The organism is Methylophaga sp. UBA5088 (assembly GCF_002414625.1).
Classification (GTDB): Bacteria; Pseudomonadota; Gammaproteobacteria; order Nitrosococcales; family Methylophagaceae; genus Methylophaga; species Methylophaga marina.
In genome coordinates this window covers 255-5,310 of the sequence record NZ_DIAC01000070.1, presented here as the reverse complement: position 1 = coordinate 5,310, position 5,056 = coordinate 255, and the positions used below count along the sequence as shown (strand labels likewise).

Sequence of the window (5,056 nt, the reverse complement as noted above, 5' to 3'; positions counted from 1 at the left end):
AGGTTTCATGGGCTTACGTCGTAAAGCAAAATCAGCTATCTAATTAAGAGCATTTCAAAATGTTTAAAGCCGTCATAATCTGGCGGCTTTTTTGTTCGTAGCTTTATCCTTAAGTTGCTATTTGATGGTGATTAATTAGCAAATAATATTCAGTTTTCGAGCTTATCGCATATCACTGTTATAATGCCCGACGAGTGTCCCCGTAGCTCAGCTGGATAGAGCATTGAATATTTATCTGTCCACAATGAGAAAGATAGGACGGGGAATCCATTATTGGCTCTGATAATCAATATCAAAATTTATTATTAGTACCAAAGTACAATAGCTCTTAATAGAAATTTAGTGTGAAAATAAGTAGGTGATTAAATCACTCTCTTTTATTTTGCCAAACTTGGCGTGAGCCTTGGACGGAAAACCACAGCTGTGCTTATAAGGACAGGTATCAGGGCTGGGTTGCATACCTTTAAGGAGTTCACCGATGAATAAGATGATCGCTACAATAATATTCTCATTTTTTTCTTTACCTATCTTTGCCGCTCCCGTCGACATTGATTTGAGTGGGACTACCTCTGCAAGCCTAATTGATGCTGATGGGGCAAGTTTTTCACAAACTTTTACAGGTCAGACTGCATCTGGGTCAGGCATTTCAGGTTCCCCTACAGGTTCATTGTCACTAGCACCAAGTGGAACAATAAGTGTAGCCTCTTATAATTCTGCCAATTCACTTCTTTCACCCTCTAACAACCAAGGCCCATTGTCGATTTTGTTTGACTTTAATGCCGATAGTTTTTCTTGGGTGATGGGAAGCTCTAATGCAGGATACAACGTTACTGTAGATTTGTTTTCAAATAATGGCAGTTTAATCAACACAGTATTAATCAGCATGCTGGAAGGGTATAACAAATACTCTATTTCCGGCTTGGGTGCTTTTGCCGGACTTACTTTTAGAGACAATAATGACCCATATGGTGTTCGTTACATGGACATGTCTTATAATAGCGTGTCTGAAGTTCCAATCCCTGCCGCCGCTTTTATGTTTGCACCTGCACTACTAGGGTTTATGGGCTTGCGTCGAAGAGCCAAGCTAGCTGTTTAGCTCATTCACAGCATTTAAAAATTAAAGCCGTCACACTGTGACGGCTTTTTTGTTCGTAGCTTTATCCTTAAGTTGCTATTTTGATGGTGATTAATTAGCAAATAATATTCAGTTTTCGAGCTTATCGCATATCACTGTTATAATGCCCGGCGAGTGTCCCCGTAGCTCAGATGGATAGAGCGTCCCCCTCCTAAGGGGAAGGCCGCAGGTTCGACTCCTGCCGGGGACGCCATTTAATCTTCATTTTTTCAATGAGTTACATTGCTCTGGTTTCAGCGTCGTATCCTCAAAATACTCATTTGGGACAATTTTGGGACACTCAAAATGCGTATTAGCCAGTGACCATTTATCTGTGGTTCGCTTTCAACCTATCGGCTTACTCTTTTATCCATACTAACTGGTATTCATTTTCCCTTTTTACAGGTGATGAATGCACTCTCTGTTTTTCTGCAAGACACAGCAAGAGATCAGTCCCTCTATCAGCATAGATTGATAAATATAGTGATCAGTGGCATCTAAAGTTTAATCAAACTTTGGCGATACGCTCTTTATCACTAACTCAGTATAGAATGGCACAAGCCATCGTCATGCTGAGAGAGAGCAATATGTCGATTCAAAAGAAATTTCTTATCGCGCGGGCTTCATCCATTTTAGTGCTGGCAATCATTACCGTTGCCGCATTAACGTATTCTGAGAATCAATCTCTTCATACTCGTCTCTCGAAACAAGCAGAACAGCTTTCCGATTCCACAGCGAAGATGCTCAATGTCATTAATAATCTGATGTTGGATCAGGTGAGCAGTAGCATGCGCTCCATGTTGGATATGATTAGCCGTAAAGGAGATGTTTCTCAGGCTGGCACAGTGGCAATAAATGACATGGTGGTGAATGATATTCGTTTTGGCGATTCCCCCCAGGCTTTGAACTATGGCTTGGTTGATAGAGTAGCTCAGCTGAATGGCGGTACGGCCACTATTTTCAGTAAACATAATGATGATTTTGTCAGAGTAAGCACCAATGTCCAGAAAGAAGGTAAACGTGCTGTTGGTACTGTTCTAGACCCTAACGGACTGGCTATCACACAAATCCGAGAGGGTAAGCCCTTTTATGGTGTTGTGGATATTCTAGGGGAACCTTATTTCACCGGCTATGAACCACTGAAAAATGCATTCGATGAAGTCGTCGGCATTGCCTATGTAGGCTACAAGGTCAACATGGAAGAAGTGAATGCAGTTATTGCCTCTGGTCAGTTGCTCGAGCAAGGTTTTATCGCTTTGATAGATGCTAAAGAGCAAATTCGACAACACTCGGCTCATCAGGTTGAGTCTGTTATTGCTGATGCGATAACAGAGCCGGGAGAAACTTGGCAACTTTATGATAAACCATTCGCACCCTGGGGGTATGAGTTAGTGGTGGCCTATTCGGAAGAAGATATTTCCACATTACTGTGGCAAAAAGCACTGATATATTTCGTGGTTTCATCCGTATTGGGGTTTTCAGTCGTCGGCTTGGTTTATTATCTGTTACAGCGTGTCGTCGTCAGTCGACTGGCTCAAACAACCAACACACTAATGTCAATCACTGAAGGTGAAGGAGATCTGACCCAAAGATTCAACTCCACAAGTGAAGACGAGTTTGGTCATATGGCTAATGGCTTTGATAAGTTGCTTGAGAGGGTGAGAAAAACGATTGTCGCTGTTGAGGATAAATCTAAAGAGCTGGTGAATTCTGCAGAATCATTACATCAAATTGCTCAGAGCTCGGAGCGGATAAACAAGGAACAAGCTGAGGAAACGGAACAGGCAGCCACCGCTGTTAATCAGATGAGTGCTACGGCACAGAGCGTGGCTGAAAGTACCATGTCGGGCGAGCAGGCCTCTAATCAGGTTCAACAACAAGCGTCAGAAGCTGCACAGTTTTTGAAAGAAATGGCTGACGCGCTTCAAACTCAGGCTGAAGAAATAAAAGCCTCAGAACAGACCCTGTTGTCCTTGAAAAAAGCCAGCTCAGACATCGGTCAGGTATCAGATGTGATTCACAATATCGGTGAGCAGACAAACTTATTGTCGCTGAATGCGGCTATTGAAGCCGCCAGAGCAGGCGAATCAGGTCGTGGTTTTTCAGTCGTAGCCGATGAAGTAAGAACGCTGGCAGGTAAAACACAAAGCTCTACCGGTTAGATTGAAAAACTGATTCAGCGTTTGCACGAGGATGTGGATAAAGTCTCTCAAAGTATGTTGATCCAGATTGAGCATGCTAATCACAATGTTCAGTCAAGTGCGACGGCTATTGCGGCCATAGAAGGTGTTCTTTCTGCTGCAGATAAGATTCATGCTCTTAATACAGATATAGCAAGTGCGGCTGAACAACAGAGTGCTGTTTCTGAAGAGGTCAGCCGAAATGTCATCAGTATCAAGGACAACGCACGTAAAAGTGCTGCTCATTCAGAAGAGACAGCTAAAGCTAGTCATCAACTTCAGGGACTGGCTGTTTCAATTAAAGAATTGATGTCACAATATAAAACTTAAAATTTCTGCTGCTTACTCTGGTTAAATTATTCATTAAAAAAGGCTACCCGTGGATAGCCCTTTTTTGCTTATATGACTAAGAAAAATATAAAGCCAATCAGTTTAGTCAGTATCGCCAGCAAATACGCGTTTTTCAATAACGCCATGGACTCCCCAGTTACCGTCAACAACTTGCGTTATACCGAAGTCAGCAGATACCGACATCAGTGAAATGGCTTCATCTTCACTGAGCCCTTTAGCTGTCATCAAAAAGTGACGCATTTTTCTAAAAGCATCACGCATGGCGTTATCAATAGACGATTTTGAGTAAATTTCACTCTGCGCTTTTTCTCCAAGAGCTTCAAGATAGTTAGGATAACTAAAGCCGTGAACAACCCATTCGGTGTCTGTTTCCAGAAGAGGATAATCCAGACCAGCCAAAACCGTCTCTTGCAGCTCATTTTGTTTATGGAGGATTACTTGAACGACGCCTGTCATTGAGGTTTCAATGGCAGTACCAGCAAGTTCAGAGTCACCTTGTGCAGCATGAGGATCGCCTGCACTGAGTAAAGCACCTTCAACAGCAACTGGGTAGTACATGGTGCCACCTTTACCAATACGCCAGTCATCAATGTTGCCACCAAAGTAACCGGGTGGAATAGAGTCGACATAATCTGTTTCGACCGGAGCTACACCCATTGTTCCAAAATGCAATCTGACTGGGACACGAATATTCTCAAGTACTTTTGTATTTTTGGTGATTTTGCTGTGATCAACGGGAACACCGGGGTAGTCAATTTTTTCATGGACAACACCATTGGGATCAGTCTGTGGAACCCATTGATAGTTATAGACGGCTTTTGCCCAGTCTTTCTCGCCTGTTGCATCAAGCTCAAAAATAGTGATGACTTCACGCGGTTTGGGGTCTTCGATCATATCGTTGTAGTGATATCCCCACCATGCTGCAGCATTAACACCATATGTTTTGCCAGCATATTTAGGATTACCAGAAGGACGTGGGTACATATCCAGAATGCGTACTTCAAGAACATCACCAGGTTCTGCACCACAGACATAGACGGGGCCAGTTAATACATGGACACCAAACCCTTCACCAGCACCACGACCATAGATTGATGCATCCATTGGGCCAGCACCTCGCCTGTCCACACCTTTATCATTTTTTTCCCATTTGAAAACGCTCTCAGCGCCAGGGTCACCCTTTACCATTCTTTCTGCATCATCATTAGCATGATGTGTCAGGGTTTCCAGTGTGACAAAATCGCCTGAGTGAACAACTGCCTGTGGCGTTTTATTTTTACTAAAGTAGCCCCAATGAACGGTTTTATTGTTAGCCGGAATATAGTGATGTTTCGCTTCAGTTGATTCTGACTCGCAGCTTATTTCAGCAAATGCAGGGCTACCTAGTAGCGTGGCAAAAATAGAACTGGCA

At 43.0% G+C, this 5,056-nt stretch carries 4 protein-coding genes, 1 tRNA gene and 1 riboswitch; of the genes, 4 read left to right on the top strand and 1 reads right to left on the bottom strand.

The annotated features are described in order from the left end of the window. The first annotated feature begins 374 nt into the window (after nucleotides 1-374). Nucleotides 375-461, top strand: a riboswitch (cyclic di-GMP riboswitch). Nucleotides 462-478: 17 nt separating this feature from the next. From B4K20_RS08775 to B4K20_RS08760, 4 genes are all read left to right on the top strand, one after another. Further along, complete coding sequence (locus B4K20_RS08775) at nucleotides 479-1,096, top strand: hypothetical protein (RefSeq protein WP_289282609.1); 618 nt, start codon at nucleotides 479-481, stop codon at nucleotides 1,094-1,096. Between the two features lie 155 nt (nucleotides 1,097-1,251). Beyond that, nucleotides 1,252-1,328, top strand: a tRNA-Arg gene (locus B4K20_RS08770). Nucleotides 1,329-1,701: 373 nt separating this feature from the next. Continuing rightward, complete coding sequence (locus B4K20_RS08765; protein ID WP_289282608.1) at nucleotides 1,702-3,276, top strand: methyl-accepting chemotaxis protein; 1,575 nt, start codon at nucleotides 1,702-1,704, stop codon at nucleotides 3,274-3,276. A gap of 54 nt (nucleotides 3,277-3,330) precedes the next feature. Next, nucleotides 3,331-3,624 (top strand): hypothetical protein, encoded by a 294-nt coding sequence (locus B4K20_RS08760; protein ID WP_289282607.1) that lies wholly within the window; start codon nucleotides 3,331-3,333, stop codon nucleotides 3,622-3,624. A 102-nt stretch (nucleotides 3,625-3,726) separates the two neighbouring features. Here B4K20_RS08760 and B4K20_RS08755 read toward each other — a convergent pair. Further along, a partial coding sequence (locus B4K20_RS08755; protein ID WP_289282606.1) for an acetamidase/formamidase family protein occupies nucleotides 3,727-5,056 on the bottom strand: 1,330 nt, incomplete at its 5' end.

What these genes read in the sequence shown, in the direction of transcription:
- B4K20_RS08775 (WP_289282609.1), top strand. Translation starts at nt 479, where the DNA reads ATGAATAAGATGATCGCTACAATAATATTCTCATTTTTTTCTTTACCT.
- B4K20_RS08765 (WP_289282608.1), top strand. Translation starts at nt 1,702, where the DNA reads ATGTCGATTCAAAAGAAATTTCTTATCGCGCGGGCTTCATCCATTTTA.
- B4K20_RS08760 (WP_289282607.1), top strand. Translation starts at nt 3,331, where the DNA reads ATGTTGATCCAGATTGAGCATGCTAATCACAATGTTCAGTCAAGTGCG.